This window comes from Streptomyces sp. NPDC026301 (assembly GCF_055567935.1).
On record NZ_JBVHPN010000003.1, the window covers coordinates 65,319 to 87,308 of the forward strand.

Annotated in this window: 16 protein-coding genes; 2 read left to right on the forward strand and 14 right to left on the reverse strand. The window is 71.3% G+C overall.

Annotated features, from left to right (window positions below):
* Nucleotides 1-191: 191 nt before the first annotated feature.
* From ACZ4MH_RS06085 to folC, 14 genes are all read right to left on the reverse strand, one after another.
* A complete protein-coding gene (locus ACZ4MH_RS06085) occupies nt 192-992 on the reverse strand; it encodes a TIGR03936 family radical SAM-associated protein (protein WP_351591240.1) in 801 nt (266 codons plus the stop codon).
* A gap of 128 nt (nt 993-1,120) precedes the next feature.
* A complete protein-coding gene (locus ACZ4MH_RS06090) occupies nt 1,121-1,885 on the reverse strand; it encodes a hypothetical protein (RefSeq protein WP_351591238.1) in 765 nt (254 codons plus the stop codon).
* Between the two features lie 38 nt (nt 1,886-1,923).
* Entirely contained in the window at nt 1,924-2,472 is a 549-nt protein-coding gene (locus tag ACZ4MH_RS06095; RefSeq protein WP_351591236.1) for a GNAT family N-acetyltransferase, read from the reverse strand.
* 70 nt (nt 2,473-2,542) lie between these two features.
* A complete protein-coding gene (locus tag ACZ4MH_RS06100; protein ID WP_351591233.1) occupies nt 2,543-4,468 on the reverse strand; it encodes a TIGR03960 family B12-binding radical SAM protein in 1,926 nt (641 codons plus the stop codon).
* A 56-nt stretch (nt 4,469-4,524) separates the two neighbouring features.
* Nucleotides 4,525-6,141 (reverse strand): CYTH and CHAD domain-containing protein, encoded by a 1,617-nt coding sequence (locus tag ACZ4MH_RS06105; protein ID WP_351591230.1) that lies wholly within the window; start codon nt 6,139-6,141, stop codon nt 4,525-4,527.
* 143 nt (nt 6,142-6,284) lie between these two features.
* Nucleotides 6,285-9,668: a pyruvate carboxylase gene (locus ACZ4MH_RS06110; RefSeq protein ID WP_351591227.1), complete on the reverse strand. Its 3,384-nt coding sequence runs from the start codon at nt 9,666-9,668 to the stop codon at nt 6,285-6,287.
* 217 nt (nt 9,669-9,885) lie between these two features.
* Nucleotides 9,886-11,082 carry a rod shape-determining protein RodA gene (gene rodA, locus ACZ4MH_RS06115; protein WP_351591224.1) on the reverse strand — a complete coding sequence of 399 codons (1,197 nt, stop codon included), beginning with the start codon at nt 11,080-11,082 and terminating at the stop codon, nt 9,886-9,888.
* Nucleotides 11,079-13,217: a penicillin-binding protein 2 gene (mrdA, locus tag ACZ4MH_RS06120; RefSeq protein WP_351591221.1), complete on the reverse strand. Its 2,139-nt coding sequence runs from the start codon at nt 13,215-13,217 to the stop codon at nt 11,079-11,081. Before mrdA ends, rodA begins: the two co-directional genes overlap by 4 nt.
* Nucleotides 13,214-13,930: a rod shape-determining protein MreD gene (gene mreD / locus ACZ4MH_RS06125; RefSeq protein ID WP_351591218.1), complete on the reverse strand. Its 717-nt coding sequence runs from the start codon at nt 13,928-13,930 to the stop codon at nt 13,214-13,216. The genes mrdA and mreD overlap by 4 nt, the downstream gene beginning before the upstream one ends.
* A gap of 5 nt (nt 13,931-13,935) precedes the next feature.
* Nucleotides 13,936-14,874, reverse strand: a complete 939-nt coding sequence (gene mreC, locus ACZ4MH_RS06130) for a rod shape-determining protein MreC (protein ID WP_351591215.1) — start codon at nt 14,872-14,874, stop codon at nt 13,936-13,938.
* Between the two features lie 318 nt (nt 14,875-15,192).
* Nucleotides 15,193-16,212, reverse strand: a complete 1,020-nt coding sequence (locus tag ACZ4MH_RS06135; protein ID WP_030249658.1) for a rod shape-determining protein — start codon at nt 16,210-16,212, stop codon at nt 15,193-15,195.
* Nucleotides 16,213-16,505: 293 nt separating this feature from the next.
* Nucleotides 16,506-16,919 carry a nucleoside-diphosphate kinase gene (gene ndk / locus ACZ4MH_RS06140; protein WP_351591212.1) on the reverse strand — a complete coding sequence of 138 codons (414 nt, stop codon included), beginning with the start codon at nt 16,917-16,919 and terminating at the stop codon, nt 16,506-16,508.
* A 216-nt stretch (nt 16,920-17,135) separates the two neighbouring features.
* Nucleotides 17,136-17,492, reverse strand: a complete 357-nt coding sequence (locus tag ACZ4MH_RS06145) for a DUF4233 domain-containing protein (RefSeq protein ID WP_351591209.1) — start codon at nt 17,490-17,492, stop codon at nt 17,136-17,138.
* Between the two features lies 1 nt (nt 17,493).
* Complete coding sequence (gene folC / locus ACZ4MH_RS06150) at nt 17,494-19,035, reverse strand: bifunctional tetrahydrofolate synthase/dihydrofolate synthase (RefSeq protein ID WP_351591206.1); 1,542 nt, start codon at nt 19,033-19,035, stop codon at nt 17,494-17,496.
* Between the two features lie 312 nt (nt 19,036-19,347).
* Here folC and ACZ4MH_RS06155 point away from each other — a divergent pair, with 312 nt between their 5' ends.
* On the forward strand, nt 19,348-20,340 hold the full coding sequence (locus tag ACZ4MH_RS06155; protein WP_467754239.1) for an Lrp/AsnC family transcriptional regulator: 993 nt from the start codon (nt 19,348-19,350) through the stop codon (nt 20,338-20,340).
* Between the two features lie 172 nt (nt 20,341-20,512).
* Complete coding sequence (locus ACZ4MH_RS06160) at nt 20,513-21,934, forward strand: amidase (RefSeq protein WP_351591200.1); 1,422 nt, start codon at nt 20,513-20,515, stop codon at nt 21,932-21,934.
* The last annotated feature ends 56 nt before the right edge of the window (nt 21,935-21,990 follow it).

Sequence of the window (21,990 nt, forward strand, 5' to 3'; positions counted from 1 at the left end):
GGGCGCCGCGTCCGGTTCCGGCCGCGGCCCGCATGTAAAGCGGTGCCGCGGTCCGGGGCGCGGGCGCCACACGGGAGCTCTAGTCTCGCTCGCCGGGCCCTGTTGTCCGGGACCGGCGAAAGTCTTCAGGTCAGTTCGTTCGCCGGACCGGGGTGGCTCCCTGGCTGATCGGCGACGCGACGACGGCAGTCCTACGCTGCGCCGTCCGCCGCTCCACCGCCTGCGGGCGGTGCCTGCGTCGCGGCAGTCAGCCCGGCGGCCGTGGGTGGGGCGGCCATGGCTGCGTCGCGGTCGGGCGCGAGCGGGTCGGTCACCGCGCCGGTCTCCTCATCGAGCAGCCCCTGCGCCAGCCTGGTCACCGCTGCGGGGACCGGCGGCGCCAGGTCGGCCGTAGCTCGGAGGCCGGACAGGACGTCGTCGGGTCGTACGGCAGGTGTCAGATGCCGAACAACCAGCCGCAGTATCGCACAGGCATCAGCTCCGGGCCTATCGGCCTCGCACGCACCCGCCTGGAGATCCGCGACCGCCGCACGCGCGTCGAAGGTGCGGATGCCCTTCTTCGTCGCCCGCTCGACGGGCACTTCCTCCGCCGCGAGGAACGCCGCGACGGCCCGCTCCGCGTCCGCGACGGACACGCCGTCCAGCCGCAGCTCCCACACCGATGCCTGCAGCCGGTCGGCGAGCCCGCTGGTGTGGGCCTCCACGGCGTCGATCACATCGAGATCGTCCGGCAGCGACTCGTCCAGCAGCGCGCGCAGCGCCGCCGGGTCCCGTCGCTCGGTGAGGGCGATCTCCAGGTACTCGGCCTCGCTGCCGGTGCCCGTGGGCGCGGCATTGGCGTACGACACCTTGGGATGCGGGGTGAAGCCCGCGGAGTACGCCATGGGCACCTCGGCACGGCGCAGCGCCCGCTCGAAAGCGCGCTGGAAGTCACGGTGGCTGGTGAACCGGAGGCGGCCGCGCTTGGTGTAGCGCAGTCGGATGCGCTGCACCGCCGGTGCGGGCGGCGGGCCTTCGGGCTGTCGCTTGCCCAGTGTCGTCAGTCCTTCGTCAGTGGGGTCGTACTGCTACCTAGAGTACGTGCCCGGCGGGCCGACGGTTCCCGCCGGGGTGCGCTCTGTCACCCGAAGAGCGCGAGCCGCACCTCGCGCGCCGCGGTGCGCGCGGCGGACAGCGCGGCCCGCACCGGCGGCCAGAGGACCGCCCGGATCGCGTGCCCCACGGGGGTGAGGATCCAGCGGTACGTCCAGCGCAGCGGCGCGACGACCAGCCACCGCCACAGGGCGGCAATGCCCCGGCCGACCGCCCGGGAAACGTACCCGGCGATCCGCCAGGCCCACGCGACGGCCGCGCCGACCGCCCGCAGGACGGGCCACAGCACGTACTCCCACACGGCCACGGCCGGGACGACGAGCAGGTAGTGCGCGAGCCACGCCAGCGCCCGTCCGATCGGCGCGAGCACCCACTGGTAGCACCACCGGACCGGCACCACCAGCAGGTAGTACGCCAGCCGGGCGAGGGCGTGCCCGATGGGCGTGAGGATCCAGCGGTACAGCCAGATCGCCGGTATCACCAGCAGATACCGGATCAGGAAGGTCAACGGGACGACGATCAGGTACTGGACCAGCCAGGCGATCGCCCGCCCGACCGGGGCGAGGATCCACCGGTACACCCAGCGCCCGACGGGCGCCAGCACATGGCGGCCGATCCAGCACAGCGCGTCCCAGAACAGCCGCAACGGGACGACGACGATCAGCACCGGGATCTTGATGACCTGGGCGAGGCAGCAGCCGCCGCCCGGCTCCCGCTCCCGTGCCAGGTGGTGGCCGCCGTACTGACTGCCACCGTCATGCTTGCCGCCGTACTGATTGCCGCCGTACGCCATGCCGCGCCGCTCCCCCGAGTACCGCTACGTTCTGTCGCTCACGTCTCCGCCCGCGTCGGCACCCAGTAGCGCAGCTTTCCGCCGCGCTCGTCCTCGAGGGTCCCGCCACAGGCCTCGATGACCTTACGTGACGCGGTGTTGGCGATGTCGCACGTGACCAGCGCCGACCTGATGCCGAGCGCGTGGGCCAGCGGCAGCGCGGCACGCAGCATGGCGGTGGCGTGCCCGCGGCGCCGGGCGGTGGGGCGCACGTCGTAGCCGATGTGGCCGCCGAGCTCCAGCAGGAATTCGTTCAGCTCGTGGCGCAGGCCGAGGCGGCCGAGGAAGGTGTCGCCGTCGACGTACCAGAGGTTGGTGCACGGCACCCAGCCCAGCGGCCGCACGATCTCTTCGCAGGTCATCGAGCGCAGCCAGTCGGTGTACCGGGAGAAGACGACCGGGTCGTCCCACCCCGCCGCGAACTCCCGGATCTCCCGGCCGACGGCCGAGTCGTCGCCGGCCTCGCCCCGGCCCTCGGCCCGGAGCTCCTTCATCGCCTCCAGAAACGAAGCCTGGACACGCAGGGTGGGTGCGATCAGCTGTGGCATCGCAACAGTGTGCGGCGTCCCCGCGGCCCCGGCCACCGATTTGCGGTGACCGGGCCGAACTGCCGCAGGTCTACTTCACGACCGTGAGCGGAAGCAGCTTCTTGCCGGTCGGGCCGATCTGGATCTCGGTGTCCATCTGCGGGCACACCCCGCAATCGAAGCAGGGCGTCCAGCGGCAGTCGTCGACCTCGGTTTCGTCGAGGGCGTCCTGCCAGTCCTCCCAGAGCCAGTCCTTGTCCAGGCCGGAGTCCAGGTGGTCCCAGGGGAGGACCTCTTCGTAGGTGCGCTCGCGGGTGGTGTACCAGGCGACGTCGACGCCGAAGTCGGGGAGCGTCTTCTCGGCGGCCTGCATCCAGCGGTCGTAGGAGAAGTGCTCGCGCCAGCCGTCGAAGCGGCCGCCGTCCTCGTAGACCGCGCGGATCACGGCGCCGATGCGGCGGTCGCCGCGGGAGAGCAGGCCCTCGACGATGCCGGGCTTGCCGTCGTGGTAGCGGAAGCCGATCGAGCGGCCGTACTTCTTGTCGCCGCGGATCTTGTCGCGGAGCTTGGTGAGCCGGGCGTCGGTCTCCTCGGCGCTCAGCTGCGGCGCCCACTGGAAGGGGGTGTGCGGCTTGGGCACGAAGCCGCCGATGGAGACCGTGCAGCGGATGTCGTTCTGGCCGGAGACCCGGCGGCCCTCGGCGATGACGTTGACCGCCATGTCGCCGATCTGCAGCACGTCCTCGTCGGTCTCGGTCGGCAGGCCGCACATGAAGTACAGCTTCACCTGCCGCCAGCCGTTGCCGTAGGCCGTGGAGACCGTACGGATCAGGTCCTCCTCCGAGACCATCTTGTTGATGACCTTGCGGATGCGCTCGCTGCCGCCCTCGGGCGCGAACGTCAGGCCCGAGCGACGGCCGTTGCGGGTCAGCTCGTTGGCCAGGTCGATGTTGAACGCGTCGACGCGGGTGGAGGGGAGGGAGAGGCCGATCTTGTCCTCTTCGTACCGGTCGGCGAGGCCCTTCGCGATGTCGCCGATCTCGGTGTGGTCCGCGGAGGACAGCGACAGCAGGCCGACCTCCTCGAATCCCGTGGCCTTCAGGCCCTTGTCCACCATGTCGCCGATGCCGGTGATGCTTCGCTCCCGTACGGGACGCGTGATCATGCCGGCCTGGCAGAAACGGCAGCCGCGGGTGCAGCCACGGAAGATCTCGACCGACATCCGTTCGTGGACGGTCTCGGCCAGGGGGACGAGCGGCTGCTTCGGGTACGGCCACTCGTCCAGGTCCATGACGGTGTGCTTGGACACGCGCCACGGGACGCCGGAGCGGTTCGGCACGACGCGGCTGATGCGCCCGTCGGCGAGGTACTCCACGTCGTAGAACCTGGGAACGTAGACGCTGCCGGTCTTCGCGAGGCGGAACAGCAGCTCGTCGCGGCCGCCGGGGCGGCCCTCGTCCTTCCAGGCCCGGATGATCTCGGTGATCTCCAGTACGGCCTGCTCGCCGTCGCCGACCACCGCGCAGTCCAGGAAGTCCGCGATCGGCTCGGGATTGAAGGCGGCGTGGCCGCCCGCGAGGATCAGCGGGTGGTCCTCCGTGCGGTCCTTGGCGTACATGGGGATGCCGGCCAGGTCCAGCGCGGTGAGCAGGTTGGTGTAGCCCAGCTCGGTGGAGAAGGAGACGCCGAGCACGTCGAACGCGTCGACGGGGCGGTGCGCGTCGACCGTGAACTGCGGCACACCGTGCTCGCGCATCAGCGCCTCGAGGTCGGGCCAGACGCTGTAGGTGCGCTCGGCGAGCACGCCCTCGCGCTCGTTCAGGACCTCGTACAGGATCTGGACGCCCTGGTTGGGCAGCCCTACCTCGTACGCGTCGGGGTACATGAGCGCCCAGCGCACGTCGCACGCGTCCCAGTCCTTGACGGTGGAGTTGAGCTCTCCACCGACGTACTGGATGGGCTTCTGGACATGCGGGAGAAGCGCTTCCAGGCGCGGGAAGACCGTCTCGACAGGCATCGCGGCGTTCTCTCTCAGATCGGGACAGCGTGAGCTGGGAAGGGTGACCCTCAAGCCTAACGCGCTCCCCGGGCGGTCCCCGAATCCGTGCTGACGCCGCTGGTCACCGCCGTGTGGAGGTCCGGTACGGCGATCGTGGCCCACAGGGTCGGCAGCTCGTGTTCGCGGGCGGTGGCGCGGGACTCCTCGCGGGCGTACAGGACGCCGTACGCGAAGGCGTTCTCGCCCGCCGCGTGGGCCTGGGCGGCCAGCTCGCGCAGCGCCTCGCGGGCCAGCACGCCGTCCTGGTGGTCGCCGAGCAGCTCCTGCAGCTCCGTCATCCGGGCGGCGAGCTCCTTGGCGGGGCGGCCCAGTTCCGGGCGGGCCGCCTCCGCCGCGTACCGGGTCCGCTTGGCGGCCTTGCGGGCCTCGTGGAGCGCCAGGTCGCGGTCGCGTCCGGGCGGCGCGGCCAGCGCGGTCGCCACGTGTCCGGCCAGCCGCCGGAAGTCCCGCTCGACCGCCTTCGGCAGTACCTGCGCGGCCGGGCGGGCGGCGGCCCGGGCCCGGGGCGGGTCGGTGAGCAGCGCGTCGAGGGACTCCAGCAGCGCGAGGTAGCGCGTGCCGTCCAGGACGGCGGTCAGGTGCCGGCGGGTACCGGAGCGGTGGGCCTGTGACCAGGTGCGCAGCCGGGTGCGTACCGGTCCGGGCCGCAGTTCCTTGGGGAGCGCGGCCAGTGCCTCCTGGAGGCGGGCGGTGAGCACCTCGGCGTCGCGGCCGACGCCCAGCTCCGTGGCGAGCCATTTCAGCTCGGCGCCGACGGGGTCGGTCGCGGAGCGGTCCAGGACGGTGGCGTACGAGCGCAGGGCGCTGCGCAGGCGGCGGGTGGCCACCCGCATCTGGTGCACGGCGTCGGGCAGGTCGCGGCGGACGGCGGGGTCGAGCTCGACGACGGCGCGGACCTGGCGGGCGAGGTAGCGGAGGACGACCTGCTCGGCGGAGGGCTCGCCGCCGCCGTCCGCTTCGGGGACCCTGGTGGGCGCCTTTCGCGCGCTTTTCGGTCCGGCTTCCTTCCGTTCGCCCTTGGGTGCCGTGTCGCGCAGTGCCCGGGCCGCTTTGGAGGCTGTGGAGGCGGGGCGCAGCCCGGCGTCCAGGAGACGGGCCTCGACGGCGTCGAGGAGGGTCACGTCGCCGTCCGGGGTGAGTTCGACTTCGGTCTCGGCCCATTCGGCGGTGCGGCCGGGGCCCGCCGGGCGGGTGGCGCGTACCTGGTCGGCGGCCACTTCGGCGAGGACCGTGCCGTCGGCGGCCAGCAGTTGCCGGGTCTCGCGGCGGGTCTCGATCCGTACGAGGGGGGCCAGTGCGGCGTCGCGGACGCGGGAGCGCAGCAGGCCGCGCAGGGCGCGCGGGACGGTGTCGGTGAGCGGGGCGCGGATCTCGTCGCGTACGTGCGTGGCGACGGGCAGTTTCAGGTGCCAGCCGGCGTCGTCGCCGCCGGTGCGGCGGCGCAGGGTGATGCCGTCGCGGGCCAGCCGCCGGTCGGCGGTGTCGTAGTAGGTGGCGTCCAGGGTGACCGCGTCCCGTTCCGTGACGGAGGCGATGCGGTCGACGCCGGTCAGGTCGGGGAGGCCGCCGGGCGGCAGGCCCGCGCCGTCGGCTTCGTACTTCCGCTCGATCTCGCGCACGGTGTCCGCCATGGGGCGAACGTACTGTCCTGTCCCGCTTTTGGGGAGCCCTCGCGCGGCCGGGAAGCGGCCCGGCAGGCGGCGCGGTGCGCGGCCCGGTGCGCGGCGGGCCGGGAAGCCTGCCGCGCACCGGGCCGGTGCTCAGAGCCTGTGTCTCACTCCACGACGATGAGCAGGTCGCCGCCCTCGACCTGGGCGACCGGGGAGATGGCGATGCGGGTGACCGTGCCGCCGGTGGGCGCGGTGATCGCCGCCTCCATCTTCATGGCCTCGATGGTGCCGATGGTGGCGCCCGCCTCGACCTGCTCGCCCTCCTCGACGGCGAGGGTGACCACGCCGGCGAACGGGGCGGGGAGGTGGCCGGGGTGGGTCTTGTCGGCCTTCTCCGCCGTCGGCACCTCGCTGGCCACCGCGCGGTCGCGGACCTGGATGGGCCGCAGCTGGCCGTTGAGGATGCACATCACGGTGCGCATGCCGCGCTCGTCGGCCTCGGAGATCGCCTCCAGGCCGATGAGCAGCTGGACGCCGGGGGCGAGCCGGACGACGTTCTCCTCACCGTGGTGCAGCCCGTAGAAGAACAGGTCGCTGGAGAGCGGGGAGGTGTCGCCGTAGCGCTCGCGGTGCGCCCGGAACTCCTTGTCCGGGCCGGGGAAGAGGAGTTCGTTCAGTACCTCTTGGCGTTCGGCGGAGGTGCCGGAGAGCCGCTTGCTCTCGGTGGCGCTCAGCTCGGTGATGCCGGGGGCCTCGGCGCGGCCTTCCAGAGCGCGGCTGCGCAGCGGCTCGGGCCAGCCGCCGGCCGGTTCGCCCAGCTCGCCGCGGAGGAAGCCGATGACCGAGCCGGGGATGTCGAAGCGGGCCGGGTCGGCGGCGAACTCCTCGGTGGAGACCCCGGCGCCGACCAGCGCCAGCGCGAGGTCGCCGACCACCTTGGAGCTGGGGGTGACCTTGACCAGGCGGCCGAGCAGCCGGTCGGCGCCCGCGTAGGCCTGCTCGATCTGCTCGAAGCGGTCGCCGAGGCCGAGCGCGATGGCCTGCTGGCGGAGGTTGGAGAGCTGGCCGCCGGGGATCTCGTGCGCGTAGACGCGTCCGGTGGGTGCCGGCAGGCCCGCCTCGAAGGGTGCGTAGACCTTGCGTACGGCTTCCCAGTACGGCTCCAGGGCGCAGACCGCGCCGAGGTCGATGCCGGTGTCGCGGTCGGTGTGCGCGGCGGCGGCCACGATCGCGGAGAGCGCGGGCTGGCTGGTGGTGCCGGCCAGGGCTGCCGAGGCGCCGTCCACCGCGTCCGCGCCGGCCTCCCAGCCCGCGAGGTAGGTGGCGAGCTGGCCGCCGGGGGTGTCGTGGGTGTGGATGTGGACGGGCAGGTCGAAGTTCTCGCGGAGCGCGGTGACCAGCTTCCTCGCGGCGGGGGCGCGGAGCAGTCCGGCCATGTCCTTGATGGCGAGGACATGGGCGCCGGCGTCCACCATCTGCTCGGCGAGGCGGAGGTAGTAGTCGAGGGTGTAGAGCTTCTCGCCGGGGCTGGCGAGGTCGCCGGTGTAGCTCATGGCGACCTCGGCGATCGCGGTGCCGGTCTCGCGCACGGCGTCGATCGCGGGGCGCATCTGGTCGACGTTGTTCAGCGCGTCGAAGATGCGGAAGATGTCGATGCCGGTGTCGGCGGCCTCCTGCACGAAGGAGCGGGTGACCTGCTCCGGGTAGGGGGTGTAGCCGACGGTGTTGCGGCCGCGCAGCAGCATCTGCAGACAGATGTTGGGGACGGCCTCGCGCAGCGCGGCCAGCCGCTCCCACGGGTCCTCGTACAGGAAGCGCAGCGCCACGTCGTACGTCGCGCCGCCCCACGCTTCGAGGGAGAGCAGCTCGGGTGTCGTACGGGCGACGTGCCCGGCGACCTCCAGCAGGTCCTTGGTACGGACGCGGGTGGCCAGCAGGGACTGGTGGGCGTCGCGGAAGGTGGTGTCGGTGACGCCGAGCGCGGGGCGGGCGCGCAGGTCGGCGGCGAAGCCCTCGGGGCCGAGCTGCCGGAGCCGCTGCCGGGAGCCGTCGGAGACCGGCGCGGAGGTGTCGATCGCGGGCAGCTTCTCGTGCGGCGCGATGCTGACGGGGCGGTCGCCGTGCGGCTTGTTGACCGTGACGTCGGCGAGGTATTCGAGGATGCGGGTGCCGCGGTCGGCGGAGCCGCGCTGGGTGAGCAGTTCGGGGTGCTGCTCGATGAAGGAGGTGGTGACCTTCCCGTCGCGGAAGTCCGGGGTGTCCAGTACCGCCTGGAGGAACGGGATGTTGGTGGCCACGCCGCGGATGCGGAATTCGGTGACGGCGCGTCGGGCGCGCCCGACGGCGGTGGCGAAGTCCCGGCCCCGGCAGGTGAGCTTGACCAGCATCGAGTCGAAGTGCGCGCCGACCTCGGCGCCGAGGTTGGTGCCGCCGTCCAGGCGGACGCCCGCGCCGCCCGGGGAGCGGTAGGCGGTGATCCGGCCGGTGTCGGGCCGGAAGCCGTTGGCGGGGTCCTCGGTGGTGATGCGGCACTGCAGCGCCGAGCCGCGCAGCACGATCTTGTCCTGGCTGAGCCCGAGGTCGGCCAGCGATTCACCGGAGGCGATGCGCAGCTGCGACTGCACGAGGTCGACGTCCGTCACCTCTTCGGTGACGGTGTGCTCGACCTGGATGCGCGGGTTCATCTCGATGAAGACGTGGTTGCCGCGGGCGTCGACGAGGAATTCGACGGTACCGGCGCAGGTGTAGCCGATCTGCCGGGCGAAGGCGACGGCGTCGGCGCAGATGCGTTCGCGCAGCTCGGGGGCGAGGTTGGGGGCCGGGGCCAGTTCGATGACCTTCTGGTGGCGGCGCTGGACGCTGCAGTCCCGCTCGTAGAGGTGGATGACGTTGCCGTGGGTGTCGGCGAGGATCTGCACCTCGATGTGGCGCGGGTCGACGACGGCCTGCTCCAGGAAGACGGTCGGGTCGCCGAAGGCCGACTCGGCTTCGCGGGCCGCCGCCTCGATCGCCTCGCGCAGCTGGGCGCGCTCGGCGACGCGGCGCATGCCGCGCCCGCCGCCGCCGGCCACCGCCTTCACGAAGACCGGGAACTCCATCGTCTCGGCCGCCGCCAGCAGCTCCTCGACATCGGAGGACGGCGCGGAGGAGGCGAGGACGGGCAGCCCGGCGGCCTTGGCGGCGGCGATGGCGCGCGCCTTGTTGCCGGTGAGCTCCAGGATCTCGGTGGAGGGTCCGACGAAGGTGATGCCCTGCTCGGCGCAGGCGGCGGCCAGGTCGGGGTTCTCGGAGAGGAAGCCGTATCCGGGGTAGACGGCGTCGGCGCCGGCCTGCCGTGCCGCGCTGACGACCTCGTCGACCGAGAGGTACGCGCGCACGGGGTGGCCGGGCTCGCCGATCTGGTAAGCCTCGTCCGCCTTGAGGCGGTGGCCGGAGTTGCGATCCTCGTGGGGGAACACCGCGACGGTCTGCGCGCCCAGCTCATAGGCGGCGCGGAAGGCGCGGATTGCGATTTCGCCACGGTTGGCGACCAGGACCTTCGAGAACATGGGAGCTGACTTCTCCTGACGGGGCGGCTTGGGGGCGCCTGCGTACGGATACGGAACTCTGGCTCACTGCTGTCCGCGACAGCATGCCGCCCGGACGGCGTTACCGCCACGTAAGACCCGTCACAGTCCGTGTCCGCGTGAAGTGGGTACGCGTACCGGAACGCCTGTGGCCCGGCCCCCTTCGCGGGGAACCGGGCCACGGCGGGATGTCGGCGGGTCAGGCGGAGACGGGCCGCTGCACTCTGATCGACTGCAGCAGTCCGATGGCGATCCACACGGCGAACATCGACGTGCCGCCGTAGGAGACGAAGGGCAGCGGCAGGCCGGTGACCGGCATGATCCCCAGCGTCATCCCGATGTTCTCGAAGGCCTGGAAGGAGAACCAGGCGATGATGCCGGACGCGACGATCGTGCTGTAGAGCTCGGAGGACTCCCGGGCGATCCGGCAGGCCCGCCAGAGCACCACGCCCAGCAGGAAGATGATCAGGCCTGCGCCGAGGAAGCCCAGCTCCTCACCGGCGACCGTGAAGATGAAGTCGGTCTGCTGCTCGGGCACGAACTGGCCGGTGGTCTGGCTGCCCTGGAACAGGCCCGAGCCGAAGAGCCCGCCGGAACCGATCGCGATACGGGCCTGGTTGGTGTTGTAGCCGACGCCCGCCGGGTCCAGGCTCGGGTTGGCGAAGGCCGCGAACCGGGCGATCTGGTAGTCGTCGAGGAGGTGCAGCTGCCAGACGCTCAGACAGCCCACGACGCCCAGGGTGAGCAGGCCGATGACCCAGCGGTTGGACGCGCCGGAGGAGAGCAGTACGGCGAGCACGATCGTGCCGAGCACCATGACCGAGCCGAGGTCCGGCATCAGCATGATGACCCCTATGGGGACCAGTGCGATGGCGAGCGCCTGGAGGACGGAGCGGTGGCCCGGGTGTTCCCGGTCGCCCGCGTCGACCCGTGCCGCGAGGACCATCGCCATGCCCAGCGTGATGGTGATCTTCGCGAACTCGGCGGGCTGCAGGGACAGTCCGCCGGGAATGGCCAGCCAGGACCGCGAGCCGTTGATGGTGGCGCCGAGCGGGGTCAGCACCAGCGCGGACAGCACCAGCGAGAGCCCGTACAGGATCGGGACGGCGCCGCGCAGCGTGCGGTGGCCCAGCCACACCGTGGCGGCCGCGAGGGCGAGGCCGATGCCGGTGTTGAGCAGGTGCTTGAGGACGTAGGAGTACTGGTCGCCGTGGTTCAGCTCGATGCGGTTGCGGGTGGCCGAGAAGACCAGGACCGCGCCGATGAGCGAGAGCGCCAGGCAGGAGAAGAGCAGTATCCAGTCCAGCCGCCGGACGACGGAGTCCCGGGCGGTGAGCTTGGACCAGACGCCGCGGTCGGGGGCGTAGCGCCGGATGGCGTAGCTGCTGCTGGTCACTGGACCGCCCCTTCCGGCTTCTTCTCGTCGTTGATGATCGGCTTGGTCAGCTTGCCGGACGTGATGTTGCCGTCCCGGTCGATCTTCGGCAGGCTCGCCTGCGGCCTGGACAGCAGCGCCTTGTCCTTGTGGACCTTGCCCTTGGCGTCCACGCCGTACAGCGCGTCGTAGATCTTGCGGACGGCCGGACCCGAGGCGCCGGAGCCCGTACCACCCTGGGAGATCGTCATGACGATCGTGTAGTCCTTGGTGTACGTGGCGAACCACGACGTCGTCTGCTTGCCGTAGACCTCGGCGGTACCGGTCTTGGCGTGCATCGGGATCTGCTTCTGCGGCCAGTTCTGGAACCGCCAGGCAGCGGTGCCGCGGGTGGCCACGCCGGCCAGCGCCTTGTCGATCTGCTTCAGCGTCTTGGGCGTGTCGGGGAGCTTGCCGTGCGCGTGCGGCGCGATGTCCCGGACCTTCTTGCCGTTGGCGCTGATGACCGCCTTGCCGATGGTCGGGTCGTACATCGTCCCGCCATTGGAGATGGCCCCGTAGATCGTCGCCATCTGGATCGGCGTCACGAGGGTGTCGCCCTGGCCGATGGAGTAGTTGACCGAGTCACCGGCGCGCATCTTCATGCCTTCGAGACAGCTCTCGTAGGCGAGGCGCTGGACGTAGCTGCCGCCCTTCTTGCCGGTCTTGCACCAGGAGTCCTTGTTGGCCTTCCAGAAGTCCTTCTTCCACTGGCGGTCCGGGACCCGGCCCTTGACCTCGTTGGGCAGGTCGATGCCGGTCTCCTTGCCGAGGCCGAACTGGTGCGCGGTCTTGTAGAACCAGTCCTTGGGGTCCTTGGGCTTGTTGCCGCCGTCCTTGAGCCACTGCTTGTAGGCCAAGTCGTAGAAGACGGTGTCGCAGGAGACCTCCAGCGCCCGGCCCAGGGTGATCGCACCGTGGCTCTCGGACTCGAAGTTCTTGAAGACCTGCCCGCCGACGTTGTACGAGCTGGAGCAGTTGTACCGGCCGTTGAAGTCGTACCCGGCGTTGACCGCGGCCGAGGACGAGATGACCTTGAAGATCGAGCCGGGGGCCGCCTGGCCCTGGATCGCGCGGTTCAGCAGCGGGTAGTTGGACTTCTTGCCGGTGAGCTTGTCGTAGTCCTTCCCCGAGATGCCGCCGACCCAGGAGTTCGGGTCGTAGTCCGGCTGGGAGGCCATCGCGACCACCCGGCCGGTCTTGGCCTCCATCACGACCACGGCGCCCGCGTCGGCCTTGTAGTTCGTGCCGGTGTTGCGGTCGTGCTGCTTGCGGGCGTCCAGCATCGCCTGGTGCAGCTGCTGCTCCGCCACGCCCTGCACGCGGGCGTCTATCGACGTCACGACGTTGTCCCCGGGCCGGGCCGGGTCGCTCTTGCCCTTGCCCATGACCCGGCCGAGGTTGTCGACCTGGTAGCGGGTGACGCCGGCCTTGCCGCGCAGCGCGCTGTCGTACGTACGCTCAAGACCCGAGCGGCCGACCATGTCCGAGCGCAGGAACGGCGAGTCGGTGTGCTCCGCCTTCTTGATCTCCTCGTCGGTGACCGGCGAGAGGTAGCCGAGCACCTGGGAGGTCGCGGCCTTGGCGGGGGCCGGGTAACGGCGTACGGCGGTGGGCTCGGCGGAGATGCCGGGGAAGTCCTCGGAACTCTCCCGGATCTTCAGCGCCTGCTGGGTGGTGGCCTCGTCGGTGATCGGGATGGGCTGGAAGGGCGAGCCGTTCCAGCAGGGCTGCGGGGTCTTGGCGTCGCAGAGCCGGACCTTGTTGCGGACATCCTGGTAGGACATGCCCAGGACATGCGCCAGCCGGGTCAGTACGGCCTTGCCCTCGTCGTCCATCTTCATCAGCGCGGTACGGCTGGCGGAGACGACGAGGCGGGTCTCGTTGTCGGCGAGCGGCACGCCGCGCGCGTCGAGGATCGAGCCGCGCACGGCCGGATCGACGACCTGCTGGACGTGGTTGCCGCTGGCCTCGGCGGCGTACTCGTCGCCGTTGCGGATCTGGAGGTACCACAGCCGGCCGCCGAGGGTCAGCAGCAGCGAGAAGACCAGTATCTGGATGGCGACGAGGCGGACGGTGACACGGGAGGTCTTGCCCGTCTCAGGAATATTGCTCACAGGCGCTTGACCCCCTTGATGCGTGCCGTCTTCGTGCGGTTCGCCTTGCCGCCGAGCAGGCCGCCGCGCTGGGTGCCGATCCGCGGTGTCCGGCCGCCGCGCCCGGGGCGGCTCATGCGCAGCCCGCTGCCGGTGGAGAGCCAGCCGTACGCGGCCTCGCCCGGCATCGGACCGGACTGCGTGCCGCCGGAACTCTCCCCGGCCAGCGGATCGTTGTCCGAGCGACGGGCCAGGGCCATCACGAGCGGGACGCTGAAGGGGGCGAGCACGAGGTCGTAGACGGTGGCGGTGAGCAGCAGGAGGGGGATGCCGACGGTGTGGCCCGCGTTGTCGCCGGCCAGCGAGCCGACGCCGGCGTAGAGCAGGGTCGAGCCGATGGCGGCGCAGACCACGACGATCAGCGGCATCGAGGCGGAGCGGTGCCGGCTCTTGTCGGGCCTGGTGAGCCCGGCGACGTAGCCGATGACGCAGAGCACGAGGGCGTAGCGGCCGATCGCGTGGTCGGAGGGCGGTGCCAGGTCGGCGAGGAGCCCGGCGCCGAAGCCGATGAAGGCGCCGGCGACGTGCCCGTAGACCATGGACAGACCGAGGACGACGAGGAGGAGCAGGTCGGGTACGGCGCCGGGGAGGTGGAGCCGTGCGAGCACACCCACCTGGACGACGAGGGCCACGGCCACGAGGGCGGTGGAGAGGAGGATCCGGTTGATGCGCATCGGGCTCAGCTCCTGGTAGCGCCGCTCGGAGAAGGCTTGGGCTTGGCGGTCACGGTGACCGTCGGGGTGGGCTTGGGCTTGGCGGGCTTGGGCGGCAGGACCGTGTCCCGGGGGTTGTCGCGCGGCGGCTGGACGACGACGCCGACGACGTCCAGGCGGGAGAAGCCGGCGAAGGGCTTGACCTGGACCGTGCGGGTGAGGTCGCCGTTGGCGCTGCCGACGTGGGTGATGGTGCCGACCGGCACGCCGGGCACGAAGGGCTTGCCCTCGCTGGAGCCGAAGGTGACCATACGGTCGCCCTTCTTCACGTTCGCCTTGCCGTTGAGGAGCTGGACGCGCAGTGGCCCGCCGCCCTGCCCGTTGGCGAAGCCGATCTCGTTGGTCTTCTCCATGCGGGTGCCGACGGTGAAGTCGGGGTCGATGGCGAGCAGGATGGTGGCGGTGTCCTTGCCGACGGTGGTGACCCGGCCGACGAGCCCGTCGCCGTTCAGTACGGTCATATCGCGGGCGATGCCGTCCTTGGAACCGGCGTCGATGGTGACGGTCCAGGAGAAGCCCTGGGCGGCTCCTATGGCGATGACCTGGGCGCCCTTGATGCCGTACTGGCCGGCGCCCGCGGTCTTGAGCATCTTGTCCAGCTCTCCGGCGCGCACGTGGTCGCGGCCGGAGGAGCCGAGCTTGGCCTTCAGGGCGGCGTTCTCGCGTTCCAGTTCGGCGATGCGGCTGTGCCGGCCGTCGGAATCACGGACGGCGTCGACGGCGTTGCCGACGGGGTCCACGACCGAGGCGACACCGGTCTCGACCGGCCCGAAGGCGGAGGCCGCGGCCTGCCGGGCACCCTGGAGCGGGGACTGCTCGCCGCCGCGGATGTCCACCGTGATCAGTGCGAACGCGATCGCGACCAGCAGCACCAGCAGGAGCCGGCTCTCTCGTGTGTCCCTCACGTGCGGCGGCCGTGTCCTTCCTCGTAGGACCGGCCGGCTGCGGGCCCGCGCCGGTCTCGCTGGGGATCTGGGTTGTGCCTTTACTTGAGTTGTGCGCGGACCGCCGCGCGGCGGCGGTACCGAAGGTGCGTGTACTGCCGGAACTGGCAGTACTGCCAGAACTGCCAGTACTGCCGGGACGTCGGGCGGGATGCGGAGGGCTGGGGGTGGGGGTGGGGGTTCGGGGGGGGGTACTACAGGAGTGCGTGGTGTCTGTTGTATATCAACGATCTGCCGTACGGGCTGGCAGGCGGCCGTACGGCAGATCGCCGACGGAGGTCATCTGCGCGGCTGCGAATCGAGGACCTGCTGAAGAGCCTCGAACTCCTCCACGCACTTGCCGGAACCGAGCGCGACGGAGTCGAGCGGGTCCTCGGCGATGTGGATCGGCATGCCGGTCTCGCGGCGGAGCCGCTCGTCCAGGCCGCGGAGCAGGGCGCCGCCGCCGGTGAGGACGATGCCGCGGTCCATCACGTCGCCGGAGAGCTCCGGCGGGCACTTGTCGAGCGTGGTCTTGACCGCGTCGACGATGGAGTTGACCGGCTCCTCGATGGCCTTGCGGACCTCGGCCGCGGAGATGACCACGGTCTTGGGCAGGCCCGAGACCAGGTCGCGGCCGCGGATCTCGGTGTGCTCGTCCTGGTCGAGGTCGTACGCCGAACCGATCGTGATCTTGATGCTCTCGGCCGTGCGCTCGCCCAGCAGAAGGCTGTACTCCTTCTTGATGTGCTGGATGATCGCGTTGTCCAGCTCGTCGCCGGCCACCCGGATGGACTGCGCCGTGACGATGCCGCCGAGCGAGATGACCGCGACCTCGGTCGTGCCGCCGCCGATGTCCACGACCATGTTGCCGGTGGCCTCGTGGACCGGCAGCCCGGAGCCGATGGCCGCGGCCATGGGCTCCTCGATGATGTGCACCTGGCGCGCGCCGGCCTGCGTCGACGCCTCGATGACGGCGCGGCGCTCGACGCCGGTGATGCCGGAGGGCACACAGACGACGACCCGCGGCCGGGCGAGGTACCGGCGCTTGTGGATCTTGAGGATGAAGTAGCGGAGCATCCGCTCGGTGATCTCGAAGTCGGCGATCACGCCGTCCTTCAGCGGGCGGACGGCCACGATGTTGCCAGGGGTCCGGCCGATCATCTTCTTGGCCTCTGCGCCCACGGCGAGGATGCCGCCGGTGTTGGTGTTGATGGCCACGACCGACGGTTCGTTCAGAACGATCCCTCGACCCCTGACGTACACCAGCGTGTTGGCGGTGCCGAGGTCGACAGCCATGTCACGGCCGATGAACGACATGTTGTTCCCCATGAGGATACGTCTGGCCTTCCCAACTGGAGCGAATGCTTACTGGAGGTCGGCAGGAGGTGATGCGCTGACGCGCGGAAGCCTTCATGGTAGTCCGGGAAGGCCCGTCCGCTCGAACGCGGTGCGGGGTTCCTCCGCCATTGTCAGCGGAACACGTGCCCGCCCCCCTTAATGGTGACGTCGTGTCGGGGTGATGCGTTCCCCCATTGGCTGTACGTATGCCAAAGGGCGACCGAATTTCTTCGGTCGCCCCAGGTGGCGGGCGGTTTGTGCCTGATGCCCCGTCAGGACAGGCCGGGGAAGAAAATCTTGATCTCGCGCTCGGCGGACTCCTCGGAGTCGGACGCGTGAATGAGATTTTCCCGGGTGATTGTCCCGAAGTCGCCCCGAATGGACCCGGGCGCTGCGGCAATCGGGTCGGTCGGACCCGCCAACTGGCGTACCCCTTCGATCACCCGCTCGCCCTCCACGACGAGAGAAACAACCGGACCGGAGGACATGAAGTCCATCAGGGGCTCGTAGAAAGGCTTGCCCTCGTGCTCCGCGTAGTGCTGCGCGAGCACGTCGCGGCCCAGCGAGCGCAGCTCCAGGGCGCTGACCGTCCAGCCGGCCTTCTTCTCGATACGGCCGATGATCTCGCCGATCAGACCGCGGCGGACCGCGTCCGGCTTCAGCAGGACGAGCGTGCGCTGGCTCACGAAGGGACTCCTAGGGTGCGTACGACAGTGAGCGGGTGCCCCGAGGCTACATGGACCACCGGAACCGCCCGTTCCCAGGCCCCGCAAGGGGTCGAGGGGGCGGGCGGTGGCGGGTCCCGCCAGGGGGCGGGGGCTCAGGGCGGGCCCGGTCGCGCGAGGGTCGGTCCGCGCCCCCCCGAGGGTCAGCCGAGGTCCGGCCCGCAGGGGGTGCGGGGCTCAGGCCAGGTCCGGGCCCGCGGCGTCGGCCTGGGCCGCCCAACGGGCCTTCGCCGCATCGATCTTGCGGCCGAAGTGGACCGAGGCCCACCACAGGGCGGCGAAGACCACGCCGAGGAAGTACATCGTCGGCACGATCACACCGCTGGCGATCAGCGCGATCTGCAGCACCCAGCCGAGCGCCACCCCGCCGGGCCGCGACAGCATCCCGCACAGCAGCACCGACAGCAGCATCGCGATGCCGCTGACCGTCCAGACCGTGGCCGTGGACAGGTCCGAGGTCTGCATGGCGACCAGCCCGGCGAAGCCGATGACGAAGAACTCGCCGATCAGCGTGCTCGCACACAGGGTGCGCATGTCAGTTCCTTCCCATGAGCAGCCGGGCCTCACCGACCGTGATCACGGAGCCGGTGACCAGCACGCCCGCGCCGCTGTACTCGCCCTCTTCCTCCGACAGCGTGATCGCCGCCTCCAGGGCGTCGTCCAGCCGCGGCTCGACCTGCACCCGCTCGGCGCCGAAGACCTCGACGGCCAGGGCCGCCAGCTCGTCCGGATCCATCGAACGCGGCGTGGAGTTCCGCGTCACCACGACCTCGGCGAAGATCGGCTCGAACGCCTCCAGCAGCCCGCGCACGTCCTTGTCCGCACTGGCCCCGACGACACCCACAAGTCGGCTGAAACCGAACGCCTCGGTCACCGCTTCGGCGGTCGCGCGGGCGCCCGCGGGGTTGTGCGCCGCGTCCAGTACCACCGTGGGGCTCCGGCGCACGACCTCCATCCGGCCCGGCGAGGACACCGAGGCGAACGCGGTCCGGATGGTGTCGATGTCCAGCGTGCGCGCGTGCTCCGTACCGACGCCGAAGAACGCCTCGACGGCGGCGAGCGCGACGGCCGCGTTGTGCGCCTGGTGCGCGCCGTACAGCGGCAGGAAGACGTCGGTGTACTCGCCGCCCAGGCCGCGCAGCGTCAGCAGCTGCCCGCCGACCGCGACCTCCCGCGCGAGCACGCCGAACTCCATGCCCTCGCGGGCGACCGTGGCGTCCACGTCGACGGCGCGCTTGAGCATCACCGAAGCGGCCTCCACCGGCTGCTGCGCGAGCACGACCGTGGCGTCCTTCTTGATGATCCCGGACTTCTCGCCCGCGATCGCCTCCGGCGTGTCCCCGAGCCGGTCGGTGTGATCGAGCGAGATCGGCGTCACGACGGCGACATCACCATCGATCACATTCGTGGCGTCCCACTTACCACCCATCCCGACCTCGACGACCGCGATGTCGACGGGCGCGTCCGCGAAGGCGGCGTACGCCATCCCGGTCATCACCTCGAAGAAGGACAGCCGGTAGTCCTCCCGCGCGTCCACCATCTCCACGTACGGCTTGATGTCCTCGTACGTCTCGATGAACTTCTCGGCGGAGATCGGCGCGCCGTCCAGGCTGATCCGCTCGGTGATCGACTGGACGTGCGGGCTGGTGTAGCGCCCGGTGCGCAGGTCGAAGGCGGCCAGCAGCGCCTCGATCATGCGGGCGGTGCTGGTCTTGCCGTTCGTGCCGGTGATGTGGATGGAGCGGTACGAGCGCTGCGGCTCCCCGAGGATGTCCATCAGCGCGGCGATGCGCTGCACCGACGGGTCGAGCTTGGTCTCGCCCCAGCGGGTCGCCAGCTCGGCCTCCACGGCGCGCAGCGCGCGGTCCACCTCGGGGTCCTCGGGGCGCGCCGGCACGTCGCTCGTCGGCGGTCCGGCCTGGGCCCGCAGCGTACGGCTGCCGGCCTCGATCACCGCGAGGTCGGGGTCTCGCTCGGTCTCGGCCTCGATCATCTCGTCGAAGGGGTCGCGGTCGGGACCGGGAATCAGGTCGGGGTCGATCGGGTCGGGGTCGTCGTTCTCGGGGCGCTCGCTCACAGCACCAGTCTAGGAGAACGCCCGCATTTCCCTCACAGGGCGTACAATTACAATATGTAATTGACCACGGGCACCTTCTCACCCTCGGTAATCGTTGCCGAAACAAAGAGAAGGAGGCCCACGCGGCACGGACGGGCCCCATTACCGCCGACGGCCGCGGCTGGGCGTGCGCGCACCTCCGGGTGACGGACACGGGCCGTGCCACACGGACATGGGCCTCGTCACCGCAACGGACACGGGCCTCCTCGCGGCGCATACGGGCCTCGATACTGCGACGGTCACGGGTCTCTTGGCTGTCGTTACTGTGATCCCGTGACCGCTGCCGACACGGGCCAAGGGCCCGACGCCCTGGACCGCCGGATCATCGCCGCGCTGCAGATCGACGGCCGGGCGTCCTGGCGCCGCATCGCCGCCGCGCTCGGCGAGCCGGAGCGCACCGTCGCGCGCCGCGGCCTGCACCTGCTGGGCAGCGGCCAGGTGACGGTCACCGGGCTGGTCGCCCGCGGCGAGACGGCGATCGTGCGGCTGGGCTGCCCGCCCGGTACGGCACGGGACGCGGCGCTGGCGATGGCGGACCGGGCCGGCACGGTCTTCAGTTACGTGCTGTCCGGGCCGCCGGACTGCGTGGCGGAGGTGCAGTGCCCGCCGGGCCGGCTGGCCACGCTGATGCTCGACGAGGCGCCGGCCGTGCCGGGCCTGACCGCCCAGCACGTCTCCCCCGTCCTGCGGTACTTCCGTACGGTCCACGACTGGCGCCCCGGCATCCTGGACGAGGCCGAGGCGGCCGCGCTGTCCCGCTTCCCGGCCCGCCCCGAGCAGGCGAGCGCGCCGGCCGAGGAGCTGGGCCCGGAGGAGCGGCGCATCGTGGAGGCGCTGGCCGAGGACGGGCGGCGCACGCACGAGGAGCTGGCCGCGCTGGCCGGGGTGTCCGAGGCGACGGCGCGGCGCCGGGTGGAGGCGCTGACCCGGTCGGGCGCGGTGTCGATACGGGCCGCGGTGGAGCCCGCGCTGCTGGGGCTGCCGGTCGAGGCGTTGCTGTGGATCAGGACGCGTCCGGACGCGGTGGAGGCCGTCGGACGGCTGCTGACGGAGTCGCCGCTGGTGCGGTACGCGGCGGTGGTGATGGGCGAGCACCAGCTGCTGGTGGACGTCACCCAGCCGTCGATGACGGCGCTGCACGCCTTTCTCACCGAGGGGCCGTGGGTACGGCACGTGGAGGCGGTCAGCTCGCACCTGGTGGTGGCGGCCCTGAAGCGCAGCGCCACACCTACGCCGCTGATGCGGTCACTGCGGGCGGCGGGCTGAGCCGCGGCTCGCGCGGGGGGCTACTCCTCGGCGCCTCAGGTCACCCGTGCGGCCGTAAGCGTCACTTGTTAAATCTGGGCGTCTAGAAGATTCATTCACGCAGGACTATTGACCACTTCCGGCAGCGGCCGCAGGATGAGCGCTCATCCAGCCCCGCCCAGGACGGATGGTCATGACTGACGAGATTGACGAGATCACGTACGCCCCCGCTACCGAGCTCGCCGCTCGGATCCGTAAGCGCGAGTTGTCGGCCCGGGAGGTCGTGCAGGCTCATCTGGACCGGATCGATGGCGTCAATCCGCAGGTCAACGCGGTCGTCACGGTCGATCCCGAGGGGGCGCTGGCGGCCGCGGCCGGCGCCGACGAGCGGCTCGTGCGCGGCGCGGAGACCGGTCCGCTGCACGGCCTGCCGATTGCCTTCAAGGACACGCACCTCACCCGCGGGATGCGCACCACCCACGGCTCGCCGCTCTTCGCCGACCATGTGCCCGATGAGGACGAGCTTCTCGTGGAGCGCGTTCAGGCGGCCGGGGCGATCCGGATCGGCAAGACCAACGTGCCGGAGTTCGCGGCCGGTTCGCACACGTTCAACCCGGTCTTCGGCGCCACCCGGAACCCGTACGACGTCACGCGCTCGGCCGGCGGCAGCAGCGGTGGCGCGGCCGCCGCGCTCGCCGCCGGGATGCACCCGCTCGCCGACGGCTCCGACATGGGCGGCTCGCTGCGCAACCCCGCCTCCTTCTGCAACGTGGTCGGCCTGCGCCCGACGCCGGGCCGGGTGCCGTGCCACCCCGCGAGCGACCCGTGGGACACGCTGGCCGTCGCCGGGCCGATGGGCCGCACCGTCGCCGACGCCGCGCTGCTGCTGTCGGTCATGGCCGGGCCCGACCCGCGCTGTCCGCTCTCCCTGGACACCCCGGGCGCGGCCTTCCGCGCCCCGCTGGCGGCGGATCTGCGCGGGCTGCGGGTCGCCTGGACGCCGGACCTCGGCGGGCGGGTGCCGGTCGACGCGGAGGTCACGGCCGTTCTGGAGCCGCAGCTGCGGGTCTTCGAGGAGCTGGGCTGCCGGGTGACCGAGGACTGCCCGGATCTGGCCGGCGCCGAGGACGTCTTCCGTACTCGGCGGGCGCAGCTGTTCGCCCAGGGGCTCGGTGAGCTCCTCGACGCGCACCCCGGGGCCCTCAAGCCCAGCCTGGTGTGGAACATCGAGGAGGGCCGGAAGCTGACCGGCGCCGACCTCGCCCGCGCGACCGCGGCGCACGCCCGTATCCACCTGGCGGCGACGGACTTCTTCTCCCGTTACGACGTGCTGCTCGCGCCCGTCAGCCAGGTCGTGCCCTTCGACGCGGATCTGGAGCACCCGGCCGTGGTCGGGGGCCGGGAGCAGCACACGTACCTGGACTGGATGCGTTCGGCGTACTTCGTCACCGTCATGGGTACGCCCGCGCTCTCCGTGCCGGCCGGGTTCACGCCCGGCGGGCTGCCGGTCGGCCTCCAGGTCGTCGCCGCGCCCCGCGCCGAGCTGACCGCCCTGCGTGCCGCGCACGCCTACGAAACCGCCACCGGCCACGGCCTGCGCCGCCCCGTCCTGTAGCGCCGGTCCCTGCAGCTGAGCCCTCGCGCCCCTCCCCTCCTCCCTCGGGATTCCGA

Coding starts and splice junctions, on each gene's coding strand:
- ACZ4MH_RS06090 (WP_351591238.1), bottom strand. CDS start 1,885: ATGGCGTACGGCGGCAATCAGTACGGCGGCAAGCATGACGGTGGCAGT.
- ACZ4MH_RS06095 (WP_351591236.1), bottom strand. CDS start 2,472: ATGCCACAGCTGATCGCACCCACCCTGCGTGTCCAGGCTTCGTTTCTG.
- ACZ4MH_RS06100 (WP_351591233.1), bottom strand. CDS start 4,468: ATGCCTGTCGAGACGGTCTTCCCGCGCCTGGAAGCGCTTCTCCCGCAT.
- ACZ4MH_RS06105 (WP_351591230.1), bottom strand. CDS start 6,141: ATGGCGGACACCGTGCGCGAGATCGAGCGGAAGTACGAAGCCGACGGC.
- ACZ4MH_RS06110 (WP_351591227.1), bottom strand. CDS start 9,668: ATGTTCTCGAAGGTCCTGGTCGCCAACCGTGGCGAAATCGCAATCCGC.
- mreD (WP_351591218.1), bottom strand. CDS start 13,930: ATGCGCATCAACCGGATCCTCCTCTCCACCGCCCTCGTGGCCGTGGCC.
- ACZ4MH_RS06135 (WP_030249658.1), bottom strand. CDS start 16,212: ATGTCGTTCATCGGCCGTGACATGGCTGTCGACCTCGGCACCGCCAAC.
- ACZ4MH_RS06145 (WP_351591209.1), bottom strand. CDS start 17,492: ATGCGCACCCTGTGTGCGAGCACGCTGATCGGCGAGTTCTTCGTCATC.
- ACZ4MH_RS06160 (WP_351591200.1), top strand. CDS start 20,513: ATGACTGACGAGATTGACGAGATCACGTACGCCCCCGCTACCGAGCTC.